This window comes from Wolbachia endosymbiont (group A) of Pogonocherus hispidulus (genome assembly GCF_964028195.1).
Classification (GTDB): Bacteria; Pseudomonadota; Alphaproteobacteria; order Rickettsiales; family Anaplasmataceae; genus Wolbachia.
Window position 1 is genome coordinate 1042507 of record NZ_OZ034750.1, and the last position, 26346, is coordinate 1068852.

Annotated in this window: 27 protein-coding genes, 1 other RNA gene and 2 pseudogenes; 9 read left to right on the top strand and 21 right to left on the bottom strand. The window is 35.8% G+C overall.

Translation table 11 applies throughout. The annotated features are described in order from the left end of the window. Positions 1-274: 274 nt before the first annotated feature. The 8 genes from ABWU58_RS05020 to ssrA all read right to left on the bottom strand — a co-directional run bounded on the left by ABWU58_RS05020 (position 275) and on the right by ssrA (position 5725). Complete coding sequence (locus tag ABWU58_RS05020; protein WP_353282764.1) at positions 275-1129, bottom strand: group II intron maturase-specific domain-containing protein; 855 nt, start codon at positions 1127-1129, stop codon at positions 275-277. A gap of 53 nt (positions 1130-1182) precedes the next feature. Further along, positions 1183-2427 (bottom strand): group II intron reverse transcriptase/maturase, encoded by a 1245-nt coding sequence (gene ltrA / locus ABWU58_RS05025; RefSeq protein ID WP_353276809.1) that lies wholly within the window; start codon positions 2425-2427, stop codon positions 1183-1185. A 52-nt stretch (positions 2428-2479) separates the two neighbouring features. Next, the gene (locus ABWU58_RS05030) at positions 2480-2620 is read right to left on the bottom strand and encodes a hypothetical protein (RefSeq protein ID WP_019078704.1); all 141 of its coding nucleotides are present in this window, start codon (positions 2618-2620) and stop codon (positions 2480-2482) included. Between the two features lie 318 nt (positions 2621-2938). Then, positions 2939-3841 (bottom strand): reverse transcriptase N-terminal domain-containing protein, encoded by a 903-nt coding sequence (locus ABWU58_RS05035; protein WP_353282765.1) that lies wholly within the window; start codon positions 3839-3841, stop codon positions 2939-2941. A gap of 451 nt (positions 3842-4292) precedes the next feature. Next, entirely contained in the window at positions 4293-4535 is a 243-nt protein-coding gene (locus tag ABWU58_RS05040; RefSeq protein WP_353282766.1) for a type II toxin-antitoxin system RelE family toxin, read from the bottom strand. Further along, positions 4510-4728, bottom strand: coding sequence for a hypothetical protein (locus ABWU58_RS05045; protein ID WP_353282767.1), 219 nt, complete (start codon positions 4726-4728; stop codon positions 4510-4512). The genes ABWU58_RS05040 and ABWU58_RS05045 overlap by 26 nt, the downstream gene beginning before the upstream one ends. Positions 4729-4928: 200 nt before the next feature. Beyond that, entirely contained in the window at positions 4929-5366 is a 438-nt protein-coding gene (locus ABWU58_RS05050; protein ID WP_353282768.1) for a ClpXP protease specificity-enhancing factor SspB, read from the bottom strand. 22 nt (positions 5367-5388) lie between these two features. Next, positions 5389-5725: a transfer-messenger RNA gene (gene ssrA / locus ABWU58_RS05055) on the bottom strand. A 344-nt stretch (positions 5726-6069) separates the two neighbouring features. On the opposite strand from ssrA, the pseudogene ABWU58_RS05060 reads away from it, so the two are divergent. Next, positions 6070-7056 (top strand): annotated as a pseudogene (locus ABWU58_RS05060) (IS630 family transposase). Positions 7057-7424: 368 nt separating this feature from the next. Here the strand turns inward: ABWU58_RS05060 and ABWU58_RS05065 are convergent. The 6 genes from ABWU58_RS05065 to ABWU58_RS05090 form a co-directional block, all read right to left on the bottom strand. Continuing rightward, positions 7425-8024 (bottom strand): hypothetical protein, encoded by a 600-nt coding sequence (locus ABWU58_RS05065; RefSeq protein ID WP_353282769.1) that lies wholly within the window; start codon positions 8022-8024, stop codon positions 7425-7427. A gap of 130 nt (positions 8025-8154) precedes the next feature. Further along, positions 8155-10605, bottom strand: a complete 2451-nt coding sequence (gene leuS / locus ABWU58_RS05070; protein ID WP_353282770.1) for a leucine--tRNA ligase — start codon at positions 10603-10605, stop codon at positions 8155-8157. Positions 10606-10617: 12 nt separating this feature from the next. Further along, positions 10618-11232: a murein hydrolase activator EnvC family protein gene (locus tag ABWU58_RS05075; protein WP_353283726.1), complete on the bottom strand. Its 615-nt coding sequence runs from the start codon at positions 11230-11232 to the stop codon at positions 10618-10620. A gap of 53 nt (positions 11233-11285) precedes the next feature. Continuing rightward, positions 11286-11621 carry a MerR family transcriptional regulator gene (locus tag ABWU58_RS05080; protein ID WP_265033447.1) on the bottom strand — a complete coding sequence of 112 codons (336 nt, stop codon included), beginning with the start codon at positions 11619-11621 and terminating at the stop codon, positions 11286-11288. Continuing rightward, entirely contained in the window at positions 11621-11926 is a 306-nt protein-coding gene (locus ABWU58_RS05085; RefSeq protein ID WP_353282771.1) for an integration host factor subunit alpha, read from the bottom strand. The genes ABWU58_RS05080 and ABWU58_RS05085 overlap by 1 nt, the downstream gene beginning before the upstream one ends. A gap of 60 nt (positions 11927-11986) precedes the next feature. Then, positions 11987-13174 carry an MFS transporter gene (locus tag ABWU58_RS05090; RefSeq protein WP_353282772.1) on the bottom strand — a complete coding sequence of 396 codons (1188 nt, stop codon included), beginning with the start codon at positions 13172-13174 and terminating at the stop codon, positions 11987-11989. Between the two features lie 157 nt (positions 13175-13331). Here ABWU58_RS05090 and ABWU58_RS05095 point away from each other — a divergent pair, with 157 nt between their 5' ends. The 3 genes from ABWU58_RS05095 to ABWU58_RS05105 all read left to right on the top strand — a co-directional run bounded on the left by ABWU58_RS05095 (position 13332) and on the right by ABWU58_RS05105 (position 14526). Next, positions 13332-13703, top strand: coding sequence for an ankyrin repeat domain-containing protein (locus tag ABWU58_RS05095; RefSeq protein ID WP_353282773.1), 372 nt, complete (start codon positions 13332-13334; stop codon positions 13701-13703). Positions 13704-13969: 266 nt separating this feature from the next. Continuing rightward, complete coding sequence (locus ABWU58_RS05100; protein ID WP_353282774.1) at positions 13970-14281, top strand: NUDIX domain-containing protein; 312 nt, start codon at positions 13970-13972, stop codon at positions 14279-14281. A 77-nt stretch (positions 14282-14358) separates the two neighbouring features. Continuing rightward, positions 14359-14526, top strand: a complete 168-nt coding sequence (locus ABWU58_RS05105) for a hypothetical protein (protein ID WP_353282775.1) — start codon at positions 14359-14361, stop codon at positions 14524-14526. Here the strand turns inward: ABWU58_RS05105 and folD are convergent. The 5 genes from folD to ABWU58_RS05130 form a co-directional block, all read right to left on the bottom strand. Beyond that, positions 14519-15397, bottom strand: coding sequence for a bifunctional methylenetetrahydrofolate dehydrogenase/methenyltetrahydrofolate cyclohydrolase FolD (gene folD / locus ABWU58_RS05110; protein WP_253309370.1), 879 nt, complete (start codon positions 15395-15397; stop codon positions 14519-14521). The two genes, ABWU58_RS05105 and folD, sit on opposite strands and share 8 nt — an antisense overlap. Next, positions 15381-16046, bottom strand: a complete 666-nt coding sequence (locus ABWU58_RS05115) for a UbiX family flavin prenyltransferase (RefSeq protein WP_353282776.1) — start codon at positions 16044-16046, stop codon at positions 15381-15383. Before ABWU58_RS05115 ends, folD begins: the two co-directional genes overlap by 17 nt. Next, positions 16039-16305, bottom strand: a complete 267-nt coding sequence (locus tag ABWU58_RS05120) for a DUF2312 domain-containing protein (protein ID WP_010082293.1) — start codon at positions 16303-16305, stop codon at positions 16039-16041. Before ABWU58_RS05120 ends, ABWU58_RS05115 begins: the two co-directional genes overlap by 8 nt. 13 nt (positions 16306-16318) lie before the next feature. After that, complete coding sequence (locus tag ABWU58_RS05125; RefSeq protein ID WP_353282777.1) at positions 16319-17602, bottom strand: HlyC/CorC family transporter; 1284 nt, start codon at positions 17600-17602, stop codon at positions 16319-16321. Positions 17603-17690: 88 nt separating this feature from the next. Further along, a complete protein-coding gene (locus tag ABWU58_RS05130) occupies positions 17691-18869 on the bottom strand; it encodes an aspartate aminotransferase family protein (protein WP_353282778.1) in 1179 nt (392 codons plus the stop codon). Between the two features lie 476 nt (positions 18870-19345). Here ABWU58_RS05130 and ABWU58_RS05135 point away from each other — a divergent pair, with 476 nt between their 5' ends. The 5 genes from ABWU58_RS05135 to ABWU58_RS05155 all read left to right on the top strand — a co-directional run bounded on the left by ABWU58_RS05135 (position 19346) and on the right by ABWU58_RS05155 (position 25142). Next, a complete protein-coding gene (locus ABWU58_RS05135) occupies positions 19346-19864 on the top strand; it encodes a JAB domain-containing protein (protein ID WP_353282779.1) in 519 nt (172 codons plus the stop codon). A gap of 352 nt (positions 19865-20216) precedes the next feature. Further along, entirely contained in the window at positions 20217-22277 is a 2061-nt protein-coding gene (locus ABWU58_RS05140) for a recombinase family protein (protein ID WP_309165575.1), read from the top strand. Positions 22278-22346: 69 nt separating this feature from the next. Further along, positions 22347-22457: a JAB domain-containing protein gene (locus ABWU58_RS05145; RefSeq protein ID WP_353282780.1), complete on the top strand. Its 111-nt coding sequence runs from the start codon at positions 22347-22349 to the stop codon at positions 22455-22457. A gap of 331 nt (positions 22458-22788) precedes the next feature. Then, entirely contained in the window at positions 22789-23997 is a 1209-nt protein-coding gene (locus tag ABWU58_RS05150; RefSeq protein ID WP_353282781.1) for a hypothetical protein, read from the top strand. 170 nt (positions 23998-24167) lie between these two features. After that, positions 24168-25142 carry a helix-turn-helix domain-containing protein gene (locus ABWU58_RS05155; protein WP_353282782.1) on the top strand — a complete coding sequence of 325 codons (975 nt, stop codon included), beginning with the start codon at positions 24168-24170 and terminating at the stop codon, positions 25140-25142. A gap of 51 nt (positions 25143-25193) precedes the next feature. Here the strand turns inward: ABWU58_RS05155 and ABWU58_RS05160 are convergent, their stop codons facing one another. After that, positions 25194-25790: a hypothetical protein gene (locus tag ABWU58_RS05160; protein ID WP_338977067.1), complete on the bottom strand. Its 597-nt coding sequence runs from the start codon at positions 25788-25790 to the stop codon at positions 25194-25196. Between the two features lie 11 nt (positions 25791-25801). Further along, positions 25802-26311, bottom strand: a pseudogene (locus ABWU58_RS05165) (patatin-like phospholipase family protein); the annotation flags it as partial. Between the last annotated feature and the right edge of the window lie 35 nt (positions 26312-26346).

The window sequence follows — 26346 nt, forward strand, 5'->3', positions numbered from 1 at the left end:
TAAAAATATATGTAGAATCTTTAGATTTTCTATTGTAACTAATATTATTTTTGTAATAGGAACTTCAAAATGGGTAAATATATTTAATGCCTACTAAGTATCTTCCTAGCCTTCTCGTAAATGGTATCTCTGTGTCCTATTGCAACGATGGTTACTTTGTGTTCTACAGTGTTTACGCGGTTATCTAAGTGAGGAAAGTCACCTCTCCCCACTCGACTTCAAAACCGGACTTGTGACTTTCACCACATCCGGCTTCTCTCTAATTTGGTGCCTGTCATGCACACTTCTTATGTAGGTAATCATGACAATGTCCATGCAACATAGATAAATTTGCAATATTATTGTTGTTCCTATTCTTGTCTTTATGGTGTACTTCAATTACATCGTCAGACCTAAAATATAGTTGACAACAGTTACATTTACCTCGTTGTAATTTCAATAGTTTTATTACTCTTGGTGATTTTCCTGGTACTCTCCTTGAACGGTTTGCCCAATATATCCAATTCCCATCATAAGGAGATCTGTCTCCTGACACTTTAATGTGCCATTTAATAGCATGATCCTTATGCTTAATAAGGTATAGATTGTCATTTAACATGAATCGCCAGTTATCATTGCCGTATTTTTTAAAGTACTTCCTCTTAATCCAGCTTTTTCCTTTGTTATGATGCCTAAAGACTGCCCATTTCCAAAGTTTTTTGTGTGTATCATTATCCAATGAACCAAAGACTTTGCTTGACACTGCAGGAGTGTAATATTGACTCCATCCTCTTATTATAAGATTGAGTTGTTTTATTACGGTTTCCTGGGGTGCGTTGCGTAATGCTTTAAGTTTATGTTTTATAACTAACCCGTGCTGTTTTATAGAGTTACGACTTGGTTTAATTAGCAATTTGTAATCTTTTCTACCTCGTTTTATTGGGTATTGTCGTATTGTAAATCCAAGAAAATCAAAACCTGGTTTTTGTTCTCCGTAAGGTTTGAGCGTATGGGAAACTTTTGTTTTTGAATGTTTTAATTCCAACCCAATGGTTTTTAACCACTCTTCAACTAAAGTTTTCGCTCTAAGAATAATTTCTTCACTTTCATGGAGAATGATAAGGAGAGTAGACCGGCGGAACTTCCCCACCAGTCTCTCGCAGAACTGCACGGAAACCTCTCGGCTTATACAGCTCCCATTATTTAGCCTTTTGATCCTAACCCAAGTGTCCAATGATAGAAAATACTTGGAGACCTCTTTCTCACTTTTCCTAGAAATTGCTTTGCTAGTCTTCCGTGATCACGAAGTTTCTTATATTTTGTCCTGACCCATCTTATGAGGTATCTCTCTATATTTCTGAGAGATGGATACATCTCTGATTTATAAAACCTGCCATAGTACTGAAACCAGCCTCTGACTATTGGATCTATTTTCTTCGATATTTCCTCTAGTGTGGTCCATGTAATCCGATGTATTCTCCATGACTTTATGGTTTTCTTGATCTTCTTCTTGGCTTTGTTACTAATTGCAGGTAGAAATGAGATGAAATAATTCCTCATCTTATTCTTTGCTACTCTAGGTCTAAAAGTATAACCTAGAAAATCAAAGCTTTGTTTAGGAAATTGTTCTTTTCTATCATCATCCTTACTGTACACAATCTGTGTCTTTTCAGGATGTAACTTCAATTTACACTTAGCCAATCTTTCTTCAATCATTACTTTCATAAATCCTGCCTGTCTTTTAGTTCTGCAGTGCACTATCGCATCATCTACATATCTTTCAAATGGTACTGTTGGATAATTTTGTTTCATCCACATATCAAACGCATGGTGCATAAATATGCTTGAAATGATTGGGCTTATTGAACCTCCTTGCGGAACTCCTTTATCCCTTGTTACCCTACTGCCATCTGCTTGCTGAATGGGGGCTTTCATCCACCTCTCAACATACAGTATGACCCATTTGCAGTCTGTGTGTTTCTTGATAGCCTGCAGTGCTAAATCGTGGTCCAGATTGTCGAAAAATCCAGATATATCAAGATCTACCGTCCAATCATTTTTCCAACATCTCTTCCGTGCTGTGTATACCGCATCCAGCGCAGACTTATTTGGTCTATAACCATATGAATCTTCGTGAAATTTCGGTTCTACTAACGGCTCAAGATACATTGTAGCTGCTGTTTGCGCTATCCTGTCGAATACTGAAGGCACACATAAAATTCTTTGCCCTCCTGTATCTTTTGGTATCGCAACAGCTTTTACCGGCTCTGGAAAATAACTTCCGGATGACATCCGATTCCATAATTTGTATAGATTATCCTTTAGATTTTCTTCAAACTTTGTTATCGAGACCTCATCTACACCTGCTGCACCTTTATTTTTCGATACTTGTTTATAAGCTCTCCAAATAAGTTGCTTTGGTATATCAAAAGACTTTGTTTCATTCATTAACTCCTCCCTTTCGGTTGATAAATAATTAAAACTAAATAACTTAGCCCCTTCACTCCATTTCCATTACAGAAACTTCTTCGCTACTACGAGCTAATCCGCCCCTGTTTTTCGCATCGGTACTCTCATCCTCAGAGATCAGCTCTTTGGACTTCTCCCTTTTCATCGAAACGACAGGTTCCCGTAGTTCCATGCAATAGCCTAAAATAGATTCACGCCACTTTTATGCCGGACGCCACCTACCCAGTAAACAAGCTCCCTGTAGATTCATCCCAGGTTAACGACTACCCCCTGGTTTTGACGTCGTCTCTACGCTTTCGACACTTCATCAGTGGTTCACTTGCGTTCGTCTCTCTATTTCATACATGACACATAATTGTGCCTTTTCCATAACGCTCACTACCTTAGCTCTTTACCAAAGCAGCTTATGGCTGTTTGAAGCCTGCTCTTGCAAACCGGCTCCGAGGGGCCCTCCCTCATCTACTGCACAGCTTCAACACTTTCCGTGTTTCTACGGCGCACAGTCATCTGCATAAAAAATTACTTTGCATGAGTTTTGTGCATCCCTGTGAGATGCTTTTCCAAGTCTCTTTTTCTTATCAGAAAAAAGTTCGTTTGCCAAAGCTTTTTTTATGTAGCATTCCATTCCATGCAAGGCAATATTAGCCAATAAAGGTGAGATAGTTCCCCCTTGAATTGTACCTTGTTTAGTAAATTGGAATACTTTTCCTTCCATAATGCCAGCTTTTAACCATCCTCTTATAATCTTTACTATAGTTGGTGTGGTATGAAGCTTTTCCAATAACACCTTATGGTCAATATTGTCAAAGCATCCAGATATATCTGCATCCAAGACAAATGCCATTTTTCTTTTTAGTGCATCAAATATAGCTCTTATAGAATCGTGACAAGATCTACCAGGTCTAAAACCATAAGTGTTAGGCTCAAATTTTGCCTCCCATTCAGGTTCTAAAGCCATTTTTACAAGTGTTTGTTTTGCTCGATCTGCTATTGTAGGTATTCCAAGAGGACGATATTCTGTTGGTTTAACAGGTTTTGGAATCCAAACACGTCTTGATGGTTTTGCTTTTTCCCTTATATTTAAAGAGTTTGCTAATTGCAATCTTTCTTTTTGCTTAAGGCTAGCTTTTCCATCAATACCTGCTGTCTTTCTTCCTCTATTATCCTGAGTTACCCTTCTAACAGCAAGCATCCTTGCACTTGTTGATTTGAGTAATAGTCTCTGAAGATTGTGCATCCTTTTGACATCATTACATTTAGAAGCTTGGTAAATTCGTTTTTGCAGCTTAAATGAAGATTGCTCTAGCTTACGCCAGGGAATTTCATTCCATTCATACCTAACTTTTTGTTGGTTCATAACATATTTACTACTACTTACAACTTTACCTTCCAAATTATAGTGTCTACGTCAGCATATCCTGAATATTATTTCAGGCATTAGCTTCTTAGACAATCCTTCCATCATAAAGCTTGCGGTTTGGCTACCTTCTCAAGAGAGCAAATATGATGGTTACCCTGTTCTACATTCTTGTTTCACGCCACACTTAGGTTCCTACTCTCCGCCGAAGATTAAGAACATCAAAACTAGACATCTACTATTCTAATTCCTTAAATTATCTCATACCATTTTGGTCTATGCGTGTTCAACCTTTTTTCGCATATTCCGCGTAACGACAGTTCTAACATAGGTTTCTTTCGTAACCTTATGCAGCTTTGCTCGAAGGGATTCACCATAAGGTTTGGTGTTACCTCCTTTTGTCCCATGCTTGCATCCCAAAAGTTGCCACCTCTCAGAATGTGGGCCATGCTTTACCCCTGATGTCTGGGGAGATGGAATTTAACCATCACAACAATGCAACTTCAGGTCGCACATAAATGATACGATAGTCACAAATCCTTAGTTTTCTTTGTCCTTTAAATTTACCTTGTAATGGTTCACCATTACCAATAGGATCGGTTGCAATACGTCCTCTTATTGCATTTTTAATCCTTAATTTTACAGTTTCTGGAAAAGCTGATATGTCCTTTCGAATACTCTTGAGATATTTGATAGTGTACAGACTACTTCCAGATTTCTTCGCTGTCATCTACCTCTTCCGCACCTGGAACATCGCGTTCAATAGCACGCTCAACCAATATTGTATCCTCTTCAAATTCGATTGCTTGTTGCATTAATTTTTCTGCTAGATCTTGAATGGATTTATTTCTTACTTTAGCTAATCCAGCAAGACACTCTAAAGTTTCTTTGCTGAAAGTTATACTAATGTTTGGGTTTGCCATAAGTTTTACCAAAGTCTACTAATGATTATACAACATTTTTCTGAATTTTTCAATAAAGAAAGTTGATGATATGTAAGAAAAATTTTGCCACCTGCGTTAATAAACAATTAAAGATTTAGCATATTTGTCTACCCTCTATTCTATTACTTAAGTTAGACCACTTTTTTCTATTAATATTTTTTGTTTACAAAGATGAGCAATTACTCATCACGCAGTTGATCTATAGATATAATACTACCGTTTGATAATTTTTCAGTACATTTTTCACTTTTGTATTCTTTATCAGAATCGATACTGATTTTGTCAAATATTAAAACATCTCCTGAAATTTTATCACGAAACTCACTAATAGCAAAAAACGGTATAGTAATTCGCTCTTGTTTTCCTTGAAAACTCAAACTGACGCTAAATTTATCCTCAGAAACTTTTAAATCATAGAATTGATGCTGTAATATAATAAGCATTTGAGTAGGGTATGACTTTTTCAAACGATCTGGCATGGTCACACCATTAAAATATGTGAAAAATAATATTTCTAAGTAAGGGGTAAAACCATTACCTGATATAACATCTAAAGTCTTTTTGATAACTTGAAACTTAGCAGAATTAAGCAATTTTTTGTAATCTGTTTGCTCCATATAACTTTCACATACATAAATTTTTGGGGAACTTCTGTTACCCGGCGTTCCCTGAACCGTGCTTATAGCAATGAAGTTATAGTGCTTAAATTAAGCAGCTATTGCAACATTGTCTTCAGCAGCAAAATTATCGTTTGCATTTAAATTATGAACTCTTAGCGGTGGTGTCTAACCGAGCAAAGCTACCATCTTTACTATGCATGTCGATCCTTATTCGTCCCCGTATAAATTAAAAAACATGGTGGAGACGCCGAGTACTGCCCTCGGGTCCAATACACCTATTACAAGGTAATTTTATTGCTATAGTACACAAAGTGTACATAGCTATTATATAGCAACATTAAATAAATGTCAAGATATTATGACCTTAAGTTGATTTATTGCTAAGACAAAATTAAGATTTCCAGTAAAAAATTCTGTGACCTTACCCAGAAAAAGTGGAGAGAAAGTTAAGAAAATTTTTTACAAAAAGAATGATGAATCACAATGTTCAGGAATGCAATAATTAATAGCAGAATGCCTACGCTGTTTTTTGTAAAAATTTCCATGTATTCAAATATAGCAGTTCTAGCTTGTTGAACAGAATGCTTAGGTCCAAAGTGTGATGGTATGATATATAATACCAATTCCCATTACACGGCAAACAGATGGACAATGATGGAAGAAAAGCCATAATGAAGTAAGTAAAATAGTTGAGGTATAAATGGCATTAAGATCAAAATTATTGGATGAAAAAGTAGTAGAATCAGCAAAAGAAATGCTGAAGAAAGTAAGGAATAATGCATATGTTTCAAAAAAACTAAATGCTGTAATTGCAGCAAAAAAGTACAGTATAACGGCTGTAGCAAAAATATATTGCATTTCGAGAAGCGCACTAACTTCGTGGGTAAAACTCTTGAAATTTGGCAGAGAAGAAAAACTGTTTGCTCCTCCACAACGCCGTAGAAAAACTAAATTAAATCAGGCTCAACTACAGCAAATTGAAGAGTGGATAGAAGAAAATCCTAATATTACCATTAAAGAAATGAGAATAAGAATCCAGGAAAAGTTCGGATTAAATATCAGCAAATCTACAGTACACCGCCATATGCAAAAGATGAAATTCTCATATATTACACCAAGACCAGTTCATAATGGACAAGATAAAAGCAAACAAGAGGAATTCAAAAAAAAATCTCAATGGAGCTATTAGCAAGTATCCAGAAAAAGAGCTATTTTTCTTTGATGAATCACGGTTTGGCACACATTCAAAGGTTGGACATGGGTGGTTTAAAAAGGGCACAGGTTAAAACAAAATTAGGTAGGCAAAATTTCTATCTCTATAGTGCGGTTAATCCTAGAAATGGAGAGAGTTCTAGCTCAAATGTCAACACTGATTGCATGAACATATTTCTTGAGCAGATGTCGCAATATCTAGAAACACGAGAGGCTTTTCTCGTTATGGACTGTGCTAGTTGGCATAGGTCAAAAAATTTAAAGGTACCTAAAAATATCGATATTATATACCTACCTCCATACTCACCTGACTGTTGAGAGGCTTTGGTTATATGTAAAACAGAACATTTTGCGCAATAAAATATACGATACAATTGCTCTGCTTGAGGGTGCTTTGTGCAAATTTATTACTTCTCTTGCCAGCTCCACAATTAAACAACTCTGCAATGTCTCCTATTTGACTGGCCAACAATGAGAATTGGTATAAGAAGTTACCATCGAAGGAGGAATTATGGTTACACCTTTACAACTTTGTTATATTACGCAAAAAGACTCAAAACTCTCAAAACCTTATGAATTTATATGTAACCAGTGGACACAAGCATCCTGAATTATTTATACTAAATCCATACCATCACACTTTGGACCTAGTTCTTTATTCATTCTCACAATCCGTGAACGGTTACAAATACTAGGAGTTTACCCTTTTTCTTGTTATTTTTCTAATCTATAGTTAGCGTTCAAAACCATATTCGAAAAGTATCTCATATGTTTCCGGATTTTTTTAATGCTGTTTATTTCATCCTCAACATTGTCTCTACCTTTATGAACTAAGTAGCAGCATTAAAAATTATAACGTATTCCTACCTCCAGAGTTGCATCTGGTATTTGTAATGCTTTTATACCACTTAGTTGCCCGCCTGCGGTAACACCAACTGCACCAACTATCTGTGGAGTAATTTCATAATCAACACCAACCTTCAGTTTATAGGAAATAGAACCCAGTATGTTGTCTACTAAAGATGCCTTCTCTCCAGCAGCTCCAACATCTGTGCTTGCAGGTGCACTTGCACCACTGTTACCAAAGCCAAAAGGTACTATTTGGAGATATCCTCCTAAACCTCCACTGACATATAGTTTAACAGGATCAATATCAAGGTCAGGGTAATAACGGTAATTTGCCAGCAAGCTAGCCCCTATTTTCCTTGTGTCCTGAGCAATATCACTCATATTAGCAAGAACCTCAAGTTCAAATTTAGAGTTTTTGTCATGGTGATAACCAAAAACAACGCTAGGTTTCATTGCAAAGCCACCACCCCATCCAGCACCAAAGTTTAAACCTGCATAGTACTGATCTTCTGACTTACTTGCACTATTACTCGCTGCACCTGCTAGAGATGAAGTGAGCAACACAGCTAAAGCACATAATCTTTTCATTTTCATATAACTCCTCATACAAAAAAATATATATAATGCACAAGTATATATCCTTTATATTAAAAAAGATATAACCACATGTCAAAAAAAGTATAGCCATAAAATCAGATTATATAAAACGTACTACTCAGGTCTTTTATATAACTATATTTACTATCTTATTTGGTACAGCATATACAGTGCGAACTTTGCTTTGATCGATCTTACTGGACACAGAGTCTATCGCTATTTTCTTCAATTCTTCTTGAGGTAAGTTAATTGCCACCTTGATTGTTGTACGTAATTTTCCATTGATTTGCACTGCTATAGTTACCGTATCGTCAACTAATAATGATTCATCAGCTTTTGGCCAAGGTTGACCTCCTATTTCTTGCCATAGGCTTTCAGCTAGATGTGGCATGAACGGTTCGATTACTCTGATTAATATACATATACCTTCATCAATAAGAGATTTTCCAGTTTTTACGTCTATCTCAGCTATTAAATTCGTCATTTCACGGAATTTTGCTACTGCACAGTTTAATCTGCAGTTTTCTAAGTCATCTGTAAGTACGTGTAAGAGTTTATGTATTTTTTTTCTATACCCTAGAAGTTTACCTGTAACACTTTCGTTATCATAATGTATATTCACAGGCCTTAGTTGCATTACCATACGCCACAACTTATTTATATAGCGAGAACAGCCTTCAACGCCGTCGTCGGACCATTCCATATCTTTCTCTGGAGGAGTGTCAGATAAGACAAACAAGCGAGCAGTATCAGCACCATATTTTTCTATGATAAAGTTTGGGTCAACCGTATTCTTTTTCGATTTGCTCATCTTCTCGACTTTCCCAACTTGAACCTTAGCACCTTGCGCTATCAATTCTTTTGCTTCTTCAGGAAATAGCCATTTACCATCCTCATCTTTGTAAGTTACATGACAGACCATTCCTTGAGTGATTAAAGTAGAAAAAGGCTCTTTAATATCAAGATAACCACATTTGGTTAAAGCACGGCAGAAAAATCGTGAGTAAAGCAAATGCAGAATTGCATGTTCTATTCCACCTATATAATAATCCACGGGCATAAAATAATTACACGCGCCCTTATTGATAGATTTATTCTCACTGCAAAATGCAGCAAAATACCAAGAAGACTCAAAAAAGGTGTCGAATGTATCAGTTTCACGCTCTGCTTGCTTTCCGCATTTTGGACAATCAACGAATTTCCAAGTTGGGTGCTTATCCAGCGGATTGCCACCACTTGTAAATTCTACATCTATTGGTAGAACTACAGGAAGGTCTTTTTCTGGCACTGGAACGGTCCCACAGTCTTTGCAATATATGATAGGTATAGGACATCCCCAATAACGCTGTCTTGAAACTCCCCAATCGTGTAGACGATAGTTTGTTGTTTTCTTACCTATCCCTTTTTCTTCAAGTTTTTTAGTGATTACTTTTTTTGCTTCACTAACCGTCAATCCATTTAAGAATTCAGAGTTGCACATTATTTCGCCGCCAGTGTAGGCTTCTTCTAGAGTCACTATGGCTTGTGCACCCTTTTCACAAATAACAGGAATAACCGGCAAATCGTATTTCTGTGCAAATTCAAAATCACGCTGATCATGCGCAGGGCATCCAAAAATTGCCCCTTCCCCATACTCCATCAATACAAAATTCGCTATGTAAAGTGGTAGTTCTTTATCCATGAATGGGTATTTGACGCTCAATCCGGTGTAAATCCCTATTTTTTCGTCATTTTCCTCCTTTGCTTTCATGCCATCGATAAAGTCTCGTATTTCTTTGTCCTTAAGATCCTGCACAATAGGGTGTTCTGCTGCTACCGCAAAAAAAGAAGCTCCAAACCAAGTATGAGGATAAGTTGTAAAAACCTTCAATTTCTTATTTAAGCCAACTACTTCAAACTCTATAGTTACCCCTTCAGATTTTCCTATCCAACGCTCCTGCATTGTTTTGACTTTTTCTGGCCAATTTTTCAAACTTTGCAGGCACTTGAGTAAATCTTCAGCGAAATCAGTAATCTTTAAAAACCATTGGGACAACTTACGTTTTTCAACAACTGCACCTGATCGCCACCCTTTTCCATCAACCACCTGTTCATTTGCAAGCACTGTTTGGTCCACTGGATCCCAGTTAACCCATGACTCTTTTCGATAGGCAAGTCCATGCTTTAAAAAATCCAAGAAAAATTTTTGTTCGTGTTTGTAATAGTCAGGCTCACATGTGGAAAGTTCACGTTCCCAGTTATAAGAAAGACCTATAGATCTAAGCTGCGTACGCATATTATCTATATTCTCTTTTGTCCACGCTGCAGGGTTAATATTATTGTCCCTTGCTGCATTTTCAGCTGGTAATCCAAATGCGTCCCAACCAATAGGATGCAAAACCTCAAATCCACGAGCTCTCTTGTAACGTGCTATCACATCTCCTATTGCATAGTTGCGCAGGTGCCCCATGTGAATCTTACCAGATGGATATGGAAACATCTCCAACACGTAACATTTTTCTCGTTTGCTATTCTTGCTTACAGAAAAATTCCACTTATCTTGATAAAATTTTTCAACATTCTTAAAATCATATTTCATATAAATCCAAATTCAATTACAGTTCACATGCATCAAAGGATCAACCGCTTGGCCATTATGCCGTATTGTGAAACACATCTGCGGATCTTTATCTTGTGTGCTTGATTTACCTGCAGATCCGATTACTTGACCTTGCTTTACTTTATCATCAATTTCAACGTGTATGTTTTTTAAATAGGAATACACAGTCATATAATTATCTTTGTGTTCCACTATAATTAAATTTCCATACCACCTCAAGCCTTTGCCTACGTATACCACTTTGCCAGGTGCAGAGGCAACTACGTTCGTTCCATTTTGAGCAGCAATTTTTATGCCATCCTTACACATTTCATCAGAAGAGGTAGATGAAATAACTGTACCTTTAACTGGCATTACAAATTTACAATTTACCCCATTAATTTCCACGTTTTGTGCATTATTATTATCTTTGTATATCCTGTTTATGATGGCTTTTCTACTTTCTTTTTGCACTGAAGGCTCCCTAGTTAAATGATACTCTCTTGTATATTCCAGCTCTCTTTTTCCGTAAAATTCTTCGCCTTTAAGCAGCACAGGTGCAGGTTTTTGCAGGCCACAGCCTATTAATATTGCTAATAACATAAGAAATGAGGCTATATGCCACATTTTAGATATATCAACTCTCACAAAACTCCAAAATTTTAGCGAGACGTAGTGTTTCACGCCTGTTCATTACTTTCCTCGTTATTTATTTTACTAGTTAAATAGTCCCTCAAATCGGTAAGTTCTTGCAACAAATTCTTTGGATCACGATTGACTTTTATATCATTACCAAATTCTTTTTGCACTCCTTTTATTGTATATCCTTTATCATATAGCATGTATTTTACTTTCTTTATGGCCTCTATACACTTACGATCATATAGCCTTCTTCCTTTACGCTTTGTAGGCTTAATTTGATGAAATTGACCTTCCCAAAATCTTAAAACATGCTGTTCCAAATGTAGCTCTTCAGCTACTTCCCCAATCGTATAAAATAATTTTTCCTTATTCATTAATTATTGATTAATTTTTTTATAATTTTTGAAGGCCTAAAAGAAACTGAATTTCTTGCCTGAATCATCACTTTCTCTGATGTATTTGGTATATTTCCTGGTCTTTCCTTCTTTTTCTTAACCAAGAATGTTCCAAATGACGATATTTTTACTATTCCATCCTTTGCCAAGCTTGTCTTTATTTCGTTCAATATATCATCTATTATCGAAGCAGAGTCTTCCTTTGATAATCCTATTTCTTGGTTTATATTTCCAGCTATCGTTGCCTTAGTTACTGTTGTGTCTTTTGTTGTAACGTGATCCATTATTGATAAATATTACAATACGTAAATATAATATAGCAATCGACTCGAGATTCAGCTACTTTATTTTTTAGAGTATGTCTCCTTTGTTGCATAATTTAAAATACTGGCAGTTGCCAACGTTACGAATATTGCAAAAAGCGCCATTTGATAATCTGTAAAAAGTGCTAACATTGACACTATAACTCCACTGCCAATAAACATAAACCCATTGATAATGGATGATGATGTGCTAATGTATTTTCGTTTCACAATCTCGCTGCCGACAGTAAAATTAAGCATATGTCCTCCCGCAAAAAACCCGAACATTAACATACAAAAGTACACAACGTGGACTGTTAAATGGCTGCATAGTAAAATAATAATTGAAACGCCTTGCAATAAAGCAAAAGCAGAAATTACATATTTCCTATTTTTAAATAAGTTTGAGATTCGATCTGCAATTGGAGCACCAACTGCAAGACCAAGCCATAGTATTGCGGTTGCTATACCTGACTCCATTGCATTGAGTTCTGAGTTGCCCAGTAATCTTGGAGCCCACAGGGTGTTAAGTGCTAAAAATGTTCCAAAAGTAATAGCACCCACCACTGAAGTTATCCAGATATCTCTTAATTTTAGCACTGTGAGTACAGAGCACATTACTGTTCTTATAGAGTTTTGTATTGTGCATTCTTCTGAACTGCTTTCTGGAAGTGTGTTTGGACAAAAGAGTGTAAGTACAAATATCAACACACCAAATAGTATTATGCATACAATCAGATTCTTCCAATCTGCACCTTCGGCAAGCAAGCTAGAGAACAATATTTGAATTATCAGTGCAGAAAGGCTTGAAATTGTCTGCACTAGTGAAAACATTAGTCCAAATTGGGCAGCGGAAAAACATATGCTACTTGTATGAGCAGCACCAATAAAACCAAATGATGCTCCAGTTGCAATCAACACTTGAGACAAAATCAAATGGGAAAAATTGTCACTATTAATAAGGACAAAAAACCCCAAGATCATAGTTGATAATGAGAAAAAATAAATTTTTTTACTGGAAAAAACATTAAACGTTGCCCCACTAAAAAATTGTAAGATAGCAAAAGTCCAAGTATATGCTGAATTAGCCAGTGCAACTTGCGTGATTGTGAGCCCAAGTTCTTTTTCAAGATGCACACTTATAAAGGTGTAGATTATCTGCATGTTGCTGAATATAACAACCAAGTTACTAATCAGCCAAATGAACCAAGCCTTAGTTCTACTTTCCATAAGATTTATTTTTATAAGTAATTTTCTAATAATTTAACACTAAACCTTTTTCGAAGCTATAGGTCCTGATGATAGACATAAGTGTTGAAAGCAAGAACCCTTGATTTCCTTTAGCTTTACTGTATACTTAAAGGGTTTTATTCTAGAGGTTAGTAGTATGCCACCACAAGATATGTTTCAGCTTGGAAAATTCAATAATATGCTTGCAAAAGTAAGTGATAGTATTGACTTCGGTCAGGGCGACCCAACTAAATTTATTGATGAAGTAAAGCATAGGTTGCAGTTGCAAGAAGAACTTAAGGCAGTATATAAAGAATGGGAAAGAAGCGGATTTGATATAAATTTTAGGTTCAGGCTAACTGATTGTAGTCCAATTAGAGAAACAACACTACTGCACATTGCCATTCTATGCAGAAAAAATAACGTTTGTGTACCAATAGTTCGATGCTTGTTGGATAAGGGGGCTAATCCCAATGATATTCTTGAATTTACTAGTTTCCGGACAACCTCTAAAATCATTCTAAACTGATACAGTTAAATAGCTTTATTAATGTTCACTTTTAGTTCCTTGCAAATTTATAAATTTGTTAAGTGGAATTTTTATATTGAGTAATTGTATTTATAATACATTATTTTGTATAATTGATTTTTTAAATTATTATATTAACTCTAATATTTTTGGTTTAATGAAAGATAATATTATTTATCACTCTCACTTAGGCGTATACGATTTAATTTTAAAACCTAAAAGTATAGTTTTGGTGAAAAAAAGTCGAGGTCCTTATAAAGGGTTGTTTGATTTACCAGGTAGAAATTGCTGAAACGCTTGAAGAGGCACTTGTAAGAGAAATTAGAGAAGAAACAGGTTGTTTAGTGAAACAATACGACCAAATCCAAACAGTTACTAGCCTATATCATTATAATGAAGACAATGTAAATAAATGTCTAAAACATATAGCAGTTTTATACAAAATTGAAATCATAGGAGAAATAAAGCGAGAATCTGATGGAAAAGATTCTGATGGTTGTATATGGCAAAATATAGATACTATAAACTATAAAAAAAATTCTCCGATGGTTCATATAGCAAGTAAATTCATAAAATGAAGACTATTATTTTTATTACAGGTGTATCCACGGTTGGAAAATCAAGTTTGGCTCATATATTAGGTTCGAAGCTTCTTATGCCTAGAAATTTTATGATTCCACTAACTACTTGTAGAGGAAAAAGAATAGATGATGATCCTAAATATTTAATAAATTTGACTACTGAGGAATTTCAAAAATCTCAATTTTTTATTAATTGTGAGATGTCTATCTTCATACAGCTTTCCTCTTCATACCTCAACTAATGAAATTAGAAGCATCAACTCCCTTCTGCAAGCAAGCAGCAATAACAGTGTTCATCATTAGAAATGCAATTGTCATTGGGCCAACGCCCCCGGGTACTGGGGTAATAGCTTTGGCTTTCCCTTTTATTCCCTCAAAGTCAACATCACCTACAAGCTCTCCTACATTAACACTATTTATGCCAACATCGATCACTATTGCACCTTTCTTTATCCAGTCTGCTTGAACAAAATTTGGCTTTCCGACTGCTGCAACTACTATATCCGCTTTAGAGCAATATTCAGCTAAATCTTTACTCTGTGAGTGCAAGATGGTAGCAGTGCAATTTTCCTGCAGCAATAGGTGAAACATTGGCTTGCCCACGATATTTGACCTACCAATCACCACTGCGTTTTTACCGGAAAGGTTCTCTTCAATTGATTTAATTAAATGCAAAGAACCTTTAGGAGTGCAAGGTATAAGGCAGTTTTTTTCACCTTTAACTAATCTACCAACGTTTTCATCGTGGAAGCCATCTACATCTTTTTCAATACTTACTGCGTTAATTACTCTGCTTGCACTAATATGATTTGGTAAAGGCAACTGTACTAAAATGCCATGCACAGATCGATCTTCATTTAACTCATTGATTTTTTCAATCAATTCATCTTCTGAAATATTATTAGGCAAAACAATGGTCTCAGAACTTATGCCTATTGATTCTGCTTTTTTCTGTTTGTTGCGAACATAAACCTGACTTGCTGGATTGCTGCCCACGAGAATTACTTTCAGGCAAGGAAAAATGTTATACTCTCTCTTTAAAATATCAATTTTTTGTGATAGCCTCTCACATAGGTCGTTTGCTATTTTTTTACCATCAATAATAATTGTCACTTCCTTGCCACTCCTTAAAGTCAGGTAATTTGATATCAAATAAATCCAATACTTTGCCAACAGAATGATTAATAATATCATCCAACGATTTTGGTTTAATATAGAAAGCAGGCACTGGTGGAGCAATTATTGCTCCCATCTCCGTTAATTTTAACATATTTTGTAAATGCCCAAGATGCAGTGGTGACTCTCGCACCATAAGAATTAATTTTCTTCTTTCTTTTAGCGTTACATCTGCAGCCCTTGTCAATAGATTGGAAGTAACACCTGATGCGATTTCAGACATTGTCTTCATAGAGCATGGTGCTACAATCATTCCTGAGGTTTTAAATGAGCCACTTGCTATTTTTTCTCCTATTTTTTCTTCAGAATAGTAAAAATCTGCAAGTGATGTAATATCTTCAAGTTTTTCTTTAATCTCATGAGCTAGAGTTATTTTTCCAGCACGACTTACCACTAAATGAGTTTCATAACCAAATTTGCAGCGCGTGACGCTGGAATCTATATTTCTTTTTCCCTGGATCCCAGTGTCAGCTACTCGGATGACAGGGATAAGAGATCTATTAATATTTCTTAACGCCTCTAAAACACGTACACCGTAAATAGAACCAGATGCTCCACTTATTCCAATTACAATTCTGCTATTCACTTAACTCTTCTTCGTAGCTCATTCCCAATGCACGTTTATAGGTATCAAGCAATATTTCCTGTTCCTCTCTGTCATCATCATCCATCTTCCTCAGCCTAATAATTTGTTTCATCACTTTTATATCCCAACCTTCATCTGCGGCTTTTGCATATACATCACGAATGTGATCTTGCACATCCCTCTTTTCTTGTTCAAGTTTTTCGATTCTCTCTATGTAACCCTTCAACTCTTCAGCCGTTATTTTTACTGTATCTTCCATGAAACTCCACTAATTAATTGCTGCTACTAGTATTACCAGTTTTTACTTGCACTTCAACAACAGTAATAATATTTTTATCTTTTTTTAAAATCTTAAAGCGAAAACCATACATGGAAAACTCCTCGCCTTCGTCAGGAATGCGCTCTATTTCATTCACAATCATACCTGCTAGAGTTGTAGCTTCTTCACTAGGAAGATTCCAGTGTAACTGCCTGTTAATATCTCTAATCGTGGATTCTCCTTCTATATAATACACATTGTCAGACATCTTCTTTATAAAATTCTCCGTAATCAAATCATGCTCATCGGAAATTTCTCCAACTATTTCTTCTAATATATCCTCAAGAGTTACAATTCCTTGCAATGCTCCATATTCATCAACAACAAGTGCAAAGTGTTTCCTATTCTTACGGAAATTGTGAAGTTGTACACTAAGCGGCGTACTTTCTGGTATGAACCAAGGCTTTGACATAACTTGGGTAATGTCAACTTCTTCCGCTTTATTATTTTTTTCACGCAAGGCATTTATTAGACCCTTCACGTGAATTACACCGATAATATCATCTGGTTCTTTTTGCCATAAAGGTATCCTACTATGACTGCTAGTTAAAATTTCCCTTATTAACTCTTCTTTACTTCGATTTATATCAAGAGAAAATAAATTTCTTCTATGGGTCATAATTTGTGATATTTCTGTCTCAGCCAAATCAAGTATGCTGCTTAGCATATCTAAATCCTGTTGTAACATAGTTCCTTCACTACGGTGAAGAGTAATCATATTACGCATTGCATCCGCTGCAGATATTACTTCCTTATCTTTATGCAGTCCACATAATTTCAGGATGAGGTTAACAATAAATTGAATACCTAGCGTCAATGGAGAACAAATCTTTACAAAAAACAATACAAAATAAGCAGAAAATGATGCAAATTTTTCAGGATTTTGAATAGCATAAGTTTTTGGTAGAACTTCGCAGAATAATAAAATACAAAATGTCATTATAATTGTTGATAGGAGAATGCCCTCATTTCCAAAAAAATTGATAAATATTGCTGTAAATAAAGCAGAGCAAGTAATATTAATAATTGTATTGCCGAGCAATACCGTTCCTATTGTCAATTCTTTCTTATTTAATAAGCGGTCTATTATCCTGGCTCTTTTGTTACCGTCTAGCTTTAGCTTATTAACTCGAGAACGGCTAATTGAGGTTAAGCCTATTTCTGCTCCTGAGAACAAAAACGATAAAATTAACAAAATAAAAATTGCTGATAATACTAAGACCAATAACCAATCCATTAAAGTACGATGTTATTGTGATAAAAAACAAAATTAATTTTACATGTTATGAAAGGCATTTGCAAGCCTGAACTTATATTGCCGAATTTTATATATCTTTAATCTTAAAAAATAAATCATAAAGCATATTACACGCCGCATTCACATGCTCATCCTCAATGATAAGTGGTGGGGTTATCCTTACTACTTTGTTGTTTGAAACCCTAGTTATTATTAAACCTTTATCAAGAGATCGACTAATAACTTTATCAGCTACAGGAGTTGCTAGTTCTATTCCCATTAGTAACCCTTCTCCACGAACTTCTGAAATCATCTCAGGAAATTCTTTAGCTAAAGGCAACAGCTTTTCTTTTAAATATTTACTAATTCTTTTAACATGATCAAAAAAGCCTTCTTTTAGCATTATATCGAGTACCGCATTACCAACAGTCATGGCAAGTGGATTGCCACCATAGGTTGATCCATGAGTTCCTGGAGTGATTGCTTCTGCTATGTAATCTTTTACTAAACATGCAGCTAGAGGAAAACCGTTACCCATAGCTTTTGCACAGGTTAGCATATCAGGTTCAATGCCGACATTTTGATAATAAAATAAAGAACCGATGCGTCCATATCCGCATTGCACTTCATCAAAGCACAAAATTATCCCTTGAGCTTTTGTTATTTTCCTTACTTTTTGAAGATATTCTACGTCTAGTGGATATACCCCACCTTCGCTTTGTATGGGCTCTAGAAACACAGCAGCTGTTTCATTATTGATTTTTTCTTCTAATGCTTTAATATCATTTCTTGGCACTTTATCAAAACCAGAGAGGAGCGGAGCAAAACCTTCGCGTGATTTTTCATTGCCTCCAGCAGAAATTGCAGCAATACTGCGGCCATGAAACCCTCCTTCAATTGTAATAATACGATTACGTTTTGCTTGCCCTTTTGAATAAAAGTAACGACGAATAAACTTAATTGCAGCTTCTGTTGCTTCAAGCCCACTTGAGCAGAAAAAAACTTTATCTGCAAAAGTAAGGGTTGTTAAACGGTCAGCAAGCCTTTCTTGCTCGGGAATAGTGAAAATGTTAGAGCAGTGCCATAGTAAGCTCAATTGCTCTTTCAGTTTGTCTGTAATGTATGGATGACAATGCCCTAAAGAAGTTGTAGAAATACCTGCAGCAAAATCTAAATATTTTTTACCATCTTTATCAAAAAGATATGCCCCTTCTCCCCTGACTATAGGAGTATCAAGTCTATTATACGCATTAACAACATGATCCATTTTATAAGTATTGTGGTATTATCTGTATTATACCTGAAATGAATCCATTAACACAAAGCTTTTCCTTTAACCTCTTATGCTACCTCAACTAAAAATTTGGCTAATGCAAACCCTTTCTGTCATTCTATAGCTAAAGTGACTTAGTTTTACCAACGATTCGCCACTTATTAGCATTGTATAGCTAACCCAAGAAAGGTTTCCCTACGTCATACCGCGATTCATTCCATAACTGTACGAACGTTGTGCTACCAGAAGGGCAATGCCTCTTATCCAAGTACCCTCTTCTTGTCATTCCAGTGCTTGACACTGGGATCTCATTTTACTCTATAATGGCAGTGCTCCTTTCTTGTCATCCCAGTGCCCAAGCAACAAGGACAACATTGCAAATTTAGAGTTCAAGAGGGTTATTCCTCGAGAACTACTGCGTCAGAAAGCTGGCGCTGAATTTGTATATAATGTTGATCTTGGAGGTTTTTATGAATAATAGTGAGAGAAGAGAGAAATTAGAAACTCGTATTCTATCAAGCAGAGGTAGGTCTTTGCTTGACTATGAGCTACTGGAACGTAATCTATCTGCATACACAGAAAGAAAAGAAGTTGCCAAAAAGCTAATGGAGCTCTTTAGTAGTTTAGGAAGGGTAATTAATGCTGATTTTCACGAGCTAAAAAATGTTACAGGAATGAACGATGGAGCAATAGCAAATATCTTTTGCCTGAAAGAGATTTTCGATAGGATATTGAAAGGTAAGTTAAAAAAGCTGTCAATTCTTGATAATAGAGAAGAGCTACTAAAATACTTTAAAGCAGCAATAGGGCAGTCACGAAAGGAAAGCTTACGAGTGATATACTTAGATCGAAGTGGTCATTTGATATATGAGTATATTCAAGACTGTGGAACTATAGACAGAGTACCTCTGTATGTGAGGGAAATAATAAAACAGGGATTACTGATTGACGCAGCATCTGTTGCAATTTCACACGATCAACCACCTTAATACCCCATTCAACAACCAAAAAGAGATTACAGTTACAGATCCAACTCATCCGCTATTTGGCAGAACTTTTCCTATATCCTTTATCAGTTCAAGAGCCCATTGTAGTAGTAATGTATTTGTTATTCATCGTAATAACATAATTCTGCGTATCCCGTTTCTTGCTACCAACTTAGCCAGTAAGCAAGATTTTCTCACAAGTAAATTAACATGGGATTCATTATACGAATTTGTTTCTTTAGCAAAGGAGTATAAATTATGCCATGTAAACCAAATAGAGTGTGGAAAAAAATGCCGCAATGTCTCAAATCAGAAATTTTAGAAAACATATTATTAGTGTCCAAAGAGGTCATCCATGAATACATCAGAGCTAATTACAGCACAACATTTAACACGCGAAGCGATAATTTACATAAGACAATCAACACCTCATCAAGCACTGAGCAATCAAGAAAGTTTGGAGTTACAGTATGCGCTGAAACAAAGAGCTATTGATCTTGGGTGGAAAGCTGATAATATTGTTGTTATTGATAATGATCTCGGCTTAACAGGTGCTAGTGCTGAAAAGCGTGAAGGGTATAAAGAGATTCTCGCTAAAGTCACTTTATCAAAGGTAGGGATTATCCTATCCTACGATGTGACTCGTTTGTCACGTAATTGTTCTGATTGGTATCCGTTATTGGATATATGTGGCTATAAACAGTGTTTGATAGCTGATCGGGATGGTGTGTATGACCCTGGTACTATTAATGGTCGGTTGTTACTTGGTCTGAAAGGACAGCTTGCTGAAATGGAGTTATCTACTATAAGAGCCAGACTAAATGCTGGACTAGTAAATAAGGCAACCAGAGGAGATTTAGCCTTATCTCTTCCAGTGGGTTTCGTTCGTAACATTGATGATTCCGTGAGTAAGGATCCTAACCTTGAAGTTCAGCAGCATATTAAGCTTGTTTTTGACACTTTTCTAGAAAAACGAACAGCAGCACAAGTTGTAAGGTATTTTAACAATAACCAACTTACCATTCCTAGGTATGACAATTTTAAAGAAGTGCATTGGAAAAAACCAACTTTTGACGCAATTATCTCAATGCTCAAAAACCCTGCTTATGCTGGAGCATTTGCTTATGGTCGTTCTTGTACTACGCGTCACAAACTATCTTCTGCTAATAAAACAACAAAAAGACTACCAATGGAAGAATGGAAAGTTCTAATTAAAGATAAATACCCAGCTTACATAGATTGGGAAACCTTTACAAAGATTCAGATCATACTTAAAGATAATCATGCGGATTACCGTCGCTGTAGAACACGTGGAATAGCTAGACCAGGTGCAGCATTATTACATGGAATAATCTATTGTGGAGAATGTGGACACAAAATGATAGTACAGTATAAAGGAGGAAATCATTATAAATGCAGTTACCAACATCAACGTGATCTTTCCCCTTCATGTCAGTTTTTACCTGCTGATATTATTGATAATGAAGTAATTCCTAAATTTTTTGCAGCACTTAGTCAAATTGAGCTAGATGCTTATACTAAGGCTATTAACTCGCAGCTACAATCTGAACAAGAAATTAATAAAGCTCATTTACAACAATTAGAACGCTTAAGATACCAAGTAAGATTGGCAGAACGACAATTTAATCAAGTTGATCCTGACAATCGTCTTGTAGCTGCAGAACTTGAAAGACGTTGGGAACAGGCATTGAATGAACTCAAGCAAGCGGAAATTACATTTGAACGTCAGTATCCAAGTAAACCTACTCCTCAATTATCCGAGGAACTGAAAACAATATTTTTAGATGTAGGTAAGAAACTACCAGAAATTTGGCATAAGTCAGTTCTGTCACGTCAGCAAAGAAAATCTTTTGTTCGTTGTCTGATTGATAAGGTAGTAGCACACCGAATCATGCGTGATTGCTTGCAGATACGTATTGTATGGCATGGTAGAGAAACTACCACTTTCCATGCTCCTATTCCAGTAAGCTCCTTTCGTGCATTGACTACTGCAACAGAAATGGAGCAATCGATAATAAAGTCAAGTAAAGAGGGTAAAACGGATATAGAAATTGCCAAGTACTTAGAAACACAAGGGTATCGTTCTCCCTCACAATCAAAGAATATTGTTTTAGAAAATACAGTAAAAAATATTCGGTTAAAAAATAATATTATGCGAAAAAAGGAGCAATCACACCCCATTAAAGTGCCTGGCTACCTTACTATTTCACAAGTTGCAAAAATCCTTGAAGTTTCCAGGCAGTGGCTTTACGATAGAATAAGGAGAGATAAAATAAAAATACAAAAAGACTATAGCAAAACCAGAGGCAAGTATTTATTTGAAGATAGACCAGAAACTGTTAGAACCCTTATGGATTTTAAAAATGGTAAACTCAACAACCCAAATTTTTTATAGGAGTATCAATATGTATAATCGCACAACCATCCAGGAGGGAGTTTAGAACCATCAGAAGATGATAAAGTTATGACTAGAGAATTAGTGTCAGCATGTCAAGGGGTGGGAATTGAGCTAGAGGATCACATTATTGTGACGGACAAAGGATATTGCAGCTTTAAGGAAAGAGAGCTGTTATAAAGATGGATGCCAAATTTTTCAGGTTTGGGAAGTTTGGCTACCACTGCTAGTGGAAACAATACGAAATATGAATATAAGTGCTTTAAGGAAAGCATATTTCTATAGCTGAGATTTGGAAAAAGACATCACAAAAGTTGTAAAGTATACAAGATCTTTGTATAACTTGCATGTTAAGTTATAATAAACGAATAAAAGCCCAAAAAGCTCTATTCTTTTGTTATAAATAATTGCAAACTATACAAGACCTTTCTAATATTTGTATATTAAGTTAATAGTAAAGCAATAAATTGCGCTATAGACTTAGATAATATGCTTAATATAGGAGGCTTATATGGCTAGTAAAAAAATTACAATGGTTCGAAAAGACCCAAATAAAAAAAATCGTAAATTCAATATTAACCGCAAGTTATTGGGCAAAATATTTAGTGCTCTTGAGGGCATTGATATACAACCGTCTAACTTTGTGAGCAAAATTAATAACCAAAATCCTGGAGGTACAATGCCTTCCCCTAGTAGAGATGGTCGCGAAAACCAAATAAACTTCGAAGAAGGACTTGACCATATTTATGGTACAAAACCAGCAAGTAATCAAGAAGATTATCCAGAAAATTTAAATCCATTTACCTCAGGCTTGCAAAAAATAAAGCTAAGTGCAAGGGAAAATAAAAAGTTGAGCTGGTTTAAAAGTGCAGTGGTAAAAGCAGGCAGCCCAAAAGAGATGCATAAGGTTGTGGATCAAGCTCTATCTGCTGGAATAAGGATAAATGCATGTCATGAAGGAGAATGGAGTTTTTCCGAGTATGTGATATTAGGCACACATTTTCACAAAGTCAAAAAAGGTGAACTAAAAAAAATAATGCGTGAATTAATGCTGAAGGGTGCAGAGTTTCATGACAGGCTATTGCAGAATGAGCTGGTAGGTGAAACTTATAACGAACTGCAAAAAGAGGTGCAGCCACAGCTAGACAAGCAACTTGAAGAACTGAGGAAAGTCGGTGAAAGTGCTGTTCAAAAAGGAGCTGTAATAGATGTGGAAATAGACAATACAACATCGTATACGGAATTTTCTGAGGGTAGCACAGTAGAGCCTGCAAAAGTAATAGAAGGCTTAGGTCTAAACAGATGTAACATCATAAAAATAGGCAATAGAGAATTTGAAGTCAAAAACGAGAAAGGAGGTGAGAGAAATTACACTGATATATCGGACAATAGCGTTTTTGAGGTAACATTTCCAACAAGCATTGGTGGACTAAGAGTTATACTGTACCACAAAGCAGAAAACGACCACCAAGTACAGGTGAGAGTAGCAGATACAGAAATGTGGTCTGAACTACAAAAAAGAGGTGAAATAATAGGAAAAGGTTGCCTCTTTGGGGGAACGACAGTCAAAGAAGCTGTAGAAAGAGGAAGTTTCACAAGAAGTGGCATGTGGAGTAAAGAGCAGGCCAAAGAGGAGATAAGGGCGGATCACTCAAGTGAAACACTGTCGTGGGTAAATAGGGCATGTGGAGGTAGCCAAGAAGCATTTAGGAAACGTTAAACAAAGGACTTCCTTCTCAAATTGGACTGCGTAAAAGCTTTATATAAATCGCAGTCCAAGCCGAGCTCTTCCAATAAACATAAGCTAAATTTAATCTTTTGACAAAGTAGGTTATAGCAAAAAGCCTATTAACAGGGTATACATGTTTATTTCCGTAAAACCGTTGCGGCATGGCAAATATCTCTATAAGATACAAAATAGCGCAAAAAGTAAGAAGCTGGAGGTTAAAAAGAAAATATACCATAAAAGACTTAGCAGACAAAACAGGTATAAACTATCATACGCTGCGAAGATATGAACTAGGGATATGTGGCATTCCAGATGAAGAGTTACAAACAATAGCAGACGCATTATCAGTTAGTTTGAGCGATCTACTTCCTAGACAAAAAGTACTCAGAGAAAATCGTTGTTGTGATAAGACTCAGTGGATGTCCAATTTCATAGAAAAATACACAAAAACAGGGGGATGCAAAGCAATTTATGCATTAACTAAATTTATTCGAGCTGAAGAGGAAAGTGATGTAAAAACAGCAAGAATAAGAATGGCAAAGAATATGCTAAAAGCAGGATTTGCTACTGATATTATCTACCGAGCAACAGGCTTATCAACTGATGAATATGATAATAAAGAGGAAAAGGGTTCTAAGCGTTCAAACAAAAGACAAGGGATGAAAAAGTGGAGGATAATACAAGAATATACTCAAGAGAAATTAGGAAAAGAGCTTGGTGTAGGAGGTCCGCAGATACATTATTATGAACAAGGAAAGAGTACCCTTTTAAGTGAAGTGGCATGTAAAGCAGCAGAAATATTATCAGCAAATGCTGAAGATCTAATGCTTAAATCAACGGAAGAAGACTGTTCTGAAAGTACTGATGGTGAAGGAGAAAAAGAGCTATTAAGTTGGTCGAGAGAGTCTAAAAGAATTAACAATCAAGAATCACGAGATGAACTGGATATATGGGTAGAATTTTTATCCCAAAGAAGGCAAATTTACAAAGAAAAGATTGATAAAGTAGAGTCAATCAAGGTTGCGAATAATCTACTTATACTAGGCGTTTCTATTGATGATATTTCTCAAATAACTGGCTTGACTGCAGAGGAAATTGCGCAACTTATGCTCCCAACAGGATTAAAACTACGGTAGTTTATATAATGTGTTATGATATAAATGAAAATAGTTACATACTTAATACATCTATTTGCCATCTCTGAAAGCTTGCTTATTGTTTGCTGGCTCAACTGAAGCATTTTCTAACTTTCCAGATTCATCTAAAGTTTTGGATTTTCCCGCTAATTTGCGTTGTTTAATAAACTTCTTTAATGTTTTGACTGCGATGAAATTAATACTGAAAACACATGCGGAAGTTATGGCTAATGCTGGAAGAGGAGCTAAATTGAACATCGGCAAAATTGCTATAATAGTGCCAGATGTAAGTAAAAACGCTAACTTCTTGCTTCCTATTATCTTGTTTTTCTTAGCCTTTATTGGGTTTAATTTTTCTTTCAGTTTTGTGAAGCCATTTTTGAATATGTTTCCCCTTTTTGAATTCTTCTCTGCAGGCTTAATTTTTAAACTCTTTATTTTTTCTTTTGCCCATTTATTACTTTTTTTGATGTTTTCTACTTTAGAGACTTTAACCTTATTCTGCCATGAGACCATATTTAGGGATTGTTCTACATTATATGGCAATTTCGGCTTAGCTTCTTGACCCTTAGTGTGTTTTTTGAATGAAACTATATTCTTAAAACTCTTTTTCGTTTTTTTATATAATTTCTTTATCTTGCTTGGCATTTGTACCTAAATCAAGATACGATATTACAGAATTTATCCATCAGTTCCTGATTATCCTCTATCATTGCCTTTGCCTCTTGCTGAAGAGATTTGATATTTTTTGATGTAATATTATCCATGTCAGGTGATGCTATTTTCAATTGTGATTGTATACGTATATATTTATCAGCTATCACTTGATCAAGTTGGTAGTTAACTGCATCTAAACTTGAAGCAAACATCACATGTAGTAGTGGTTTTATCCAACCTATCTTTCCAAATCTCCTTGAATTAGCTATGCTTCTATCTGTTCTGCCAGTACCTATCGATAACAGTAGAATATCATCATTTGGAAATAACCTCTTACCACTTGCATATGCACAAGCCGCTGGATTATTTGCAAATACCCCGCCATCCACTAATACTCTGTCTATCTGATCAACTTTTAAATGTTTTGGTATGAAATAAGTAGGTGCAGCTGTTGTAGCTCTGAGTGCATCTTTCAGCTTAATATTACCTTCTTTCCAGTTTTTGAAGAAGAATGGTAGGGTCGAGAACTGGCGCGCCTCTTTAGGGT

What these genes read in the sequence shown, in the direction of transcription:
- ABWU58_RS05050 (WP_353282768.1), bottom strand. Translation starts at nt 5,366, where the DNA reads ATGGAGCAAACAGATTACAAAAAATTGCTTAATTCTGCTAAGTTTCAA.
- ABWU58_RS05045 (WP_353282767.1), bottom strand. Translation starts at nt 4,728, where the DNA reads ATGGCAAACCCAAACATTAGTATAACTTTCAGCAAAGAAACTTTAGAG.
- ABWU58_RS05135 (WP_353282779.1), top strand. Translation starts at nt 19,346, where the DNA reads ATGAATAATAGTGAGAGAAGAGAGAAATTAGAAACTCGTATTCTATCA.
- ABWU58_RS05040 (WP_353282766.1), bottom strand. Translation starts at nt 4,535, where the DNA reads ATGACAGCGAAGAAATCTGGAAGTAGTCTGTACACTATCAAATATCTC.
- ABWU58_RS05065 (WP_353282769.1), bottom strand. Translation starts at nt 8,024, where the DNA reads ATGAAAATGAAAAGATTATGTGCTTTAGCTGTGTTGCTCACTTCATCT.
- ABWU58_RS05085 (WP_353282771.1), bottom strand. Translation starts at nt 11,926, where the DNA reads ATGGATCACGTTACAACAAAAGACACAACAGTAACTAAGGCAACGATA.
- ABWU58_RS05150 (WP_353282781.1), top strand. Translation starts at nt 22,789, where the DNA reads ATGGCTAGTAAAAAAATTACAATGGTTCGAAAAGACCCAAATAAAAAA.
- ABWU58_RS05095 (WP_353282773.1), top strand. Translation starts at nt 13,332, where the DNA reads ATGCCACCACAAGATATGTTTCAGCTTGGAAAATTCAATAATATGCTT.
- ABWU58_RS05145 (WP_353282780.1), top strand. Translation starts at nt 22,347, where the DNA reads ATGACTAGAGAATTAGTGTCAGCATGTCAAGGGGTGGGAATTGAGCTA.
- ABWU58_RS05075 (WP_353283726.1), bottom strand. Translation starts at nt 11,232, where the DNA reads ATGTGGCATATAGCCTCATTTCTTATGTTATTAGCAATATTAATAGGC.
- ABWU58_RS05125 (WP_353282777.1), bottom strand. Translation starts at nt 17,602, where the DNA reads ATGGATTGGTTATTGGTCTTAGTATTATCAGCAATTTTTATTTTGTTA.
- ABWU58_RS05155 (WP_353282782.1), top strand. Translation starts at nt 24,168, where the DNA reads ATGGCAAATATCTCTATAAGATACAAAATAGCGCAAAAAGTAAGAAGC.
- ABWU58_RS05090 (WP_353282772.1), bottom strand. Translation starts at nt 13,174, where the DNA reads ATGGAAAGTAGAACTAAGGCTTGGTTCATTTGGCTGATTAGTAACTTG.
- leuS (WP_353282770.1), bottom strand. Translation starts at nt 10,605, where the DNA reads ATGAAATATGATTTTAAGAATGTTGAAAAATTTTATCAAGATAAGTGG.
- ABWU58_RS05105 (WP_353282775.1), top strand. Translation starts at nt 14,359, where the DNA reads ATGCCTAGAAATTTTATGATTCCACTAACTACTTGTAGAGGAAAAAGA.
- ltrA (WP_353276809.1), bottom strand. Translation starts at nt 2,427, where the DNA reads ATGAATGAAACAAAGTCTTTTGATATACCAAAGCAACTTATTTGGAGA.
- ABWU58_RS05030 (WP_019078704.1), bottom strand. Translation starts at nt 2,620, where the DNA reads ATGGAACTACGGGAACCTGTCGTTTCGATGAAAAGGGAGAAGTCCAAA.
- ABWU58_RS05080 (WP_265033447.1), bottom strand. Translation starts at nt 11,621, where the DNA reads ATGAATAAGGAAAAATTATTTTATACGATTGGGGAAGTAGCTGAAGAG.
- ABWU58_RS05140 (WP_309165575.1), top strand. Translation starts at nt 20,217, where the DNA reads ATGAATACATCAGAGCTAATTACAGCACAACATTTAACACGCGAAGCG.
- ABWU58_RS05160 (WP_338977067.1), bottom strand. Translation starts at nt 25,790, where the DNA reads ATGCCAAGCAAGATAAAGAAATTATATAAAAAAACGAAAAAGAGTTTT.
- ABWU58_RS05130 (WP_353282778.1), bottom strand. Translation starts at nt 18,869, where the DNA reads ATGGATCATGTTGTTAATGCGTATAATAGACTTGATACTCCTATAGTC.
- ABWU58_RS05120 (WP_010082293.1), bottom strand. Translation starts at nt 16,305, where the DNA reads ATGGAAGATACAGTAAAAATAACGGCTGAAGAGTTGAAGGGTTACATA.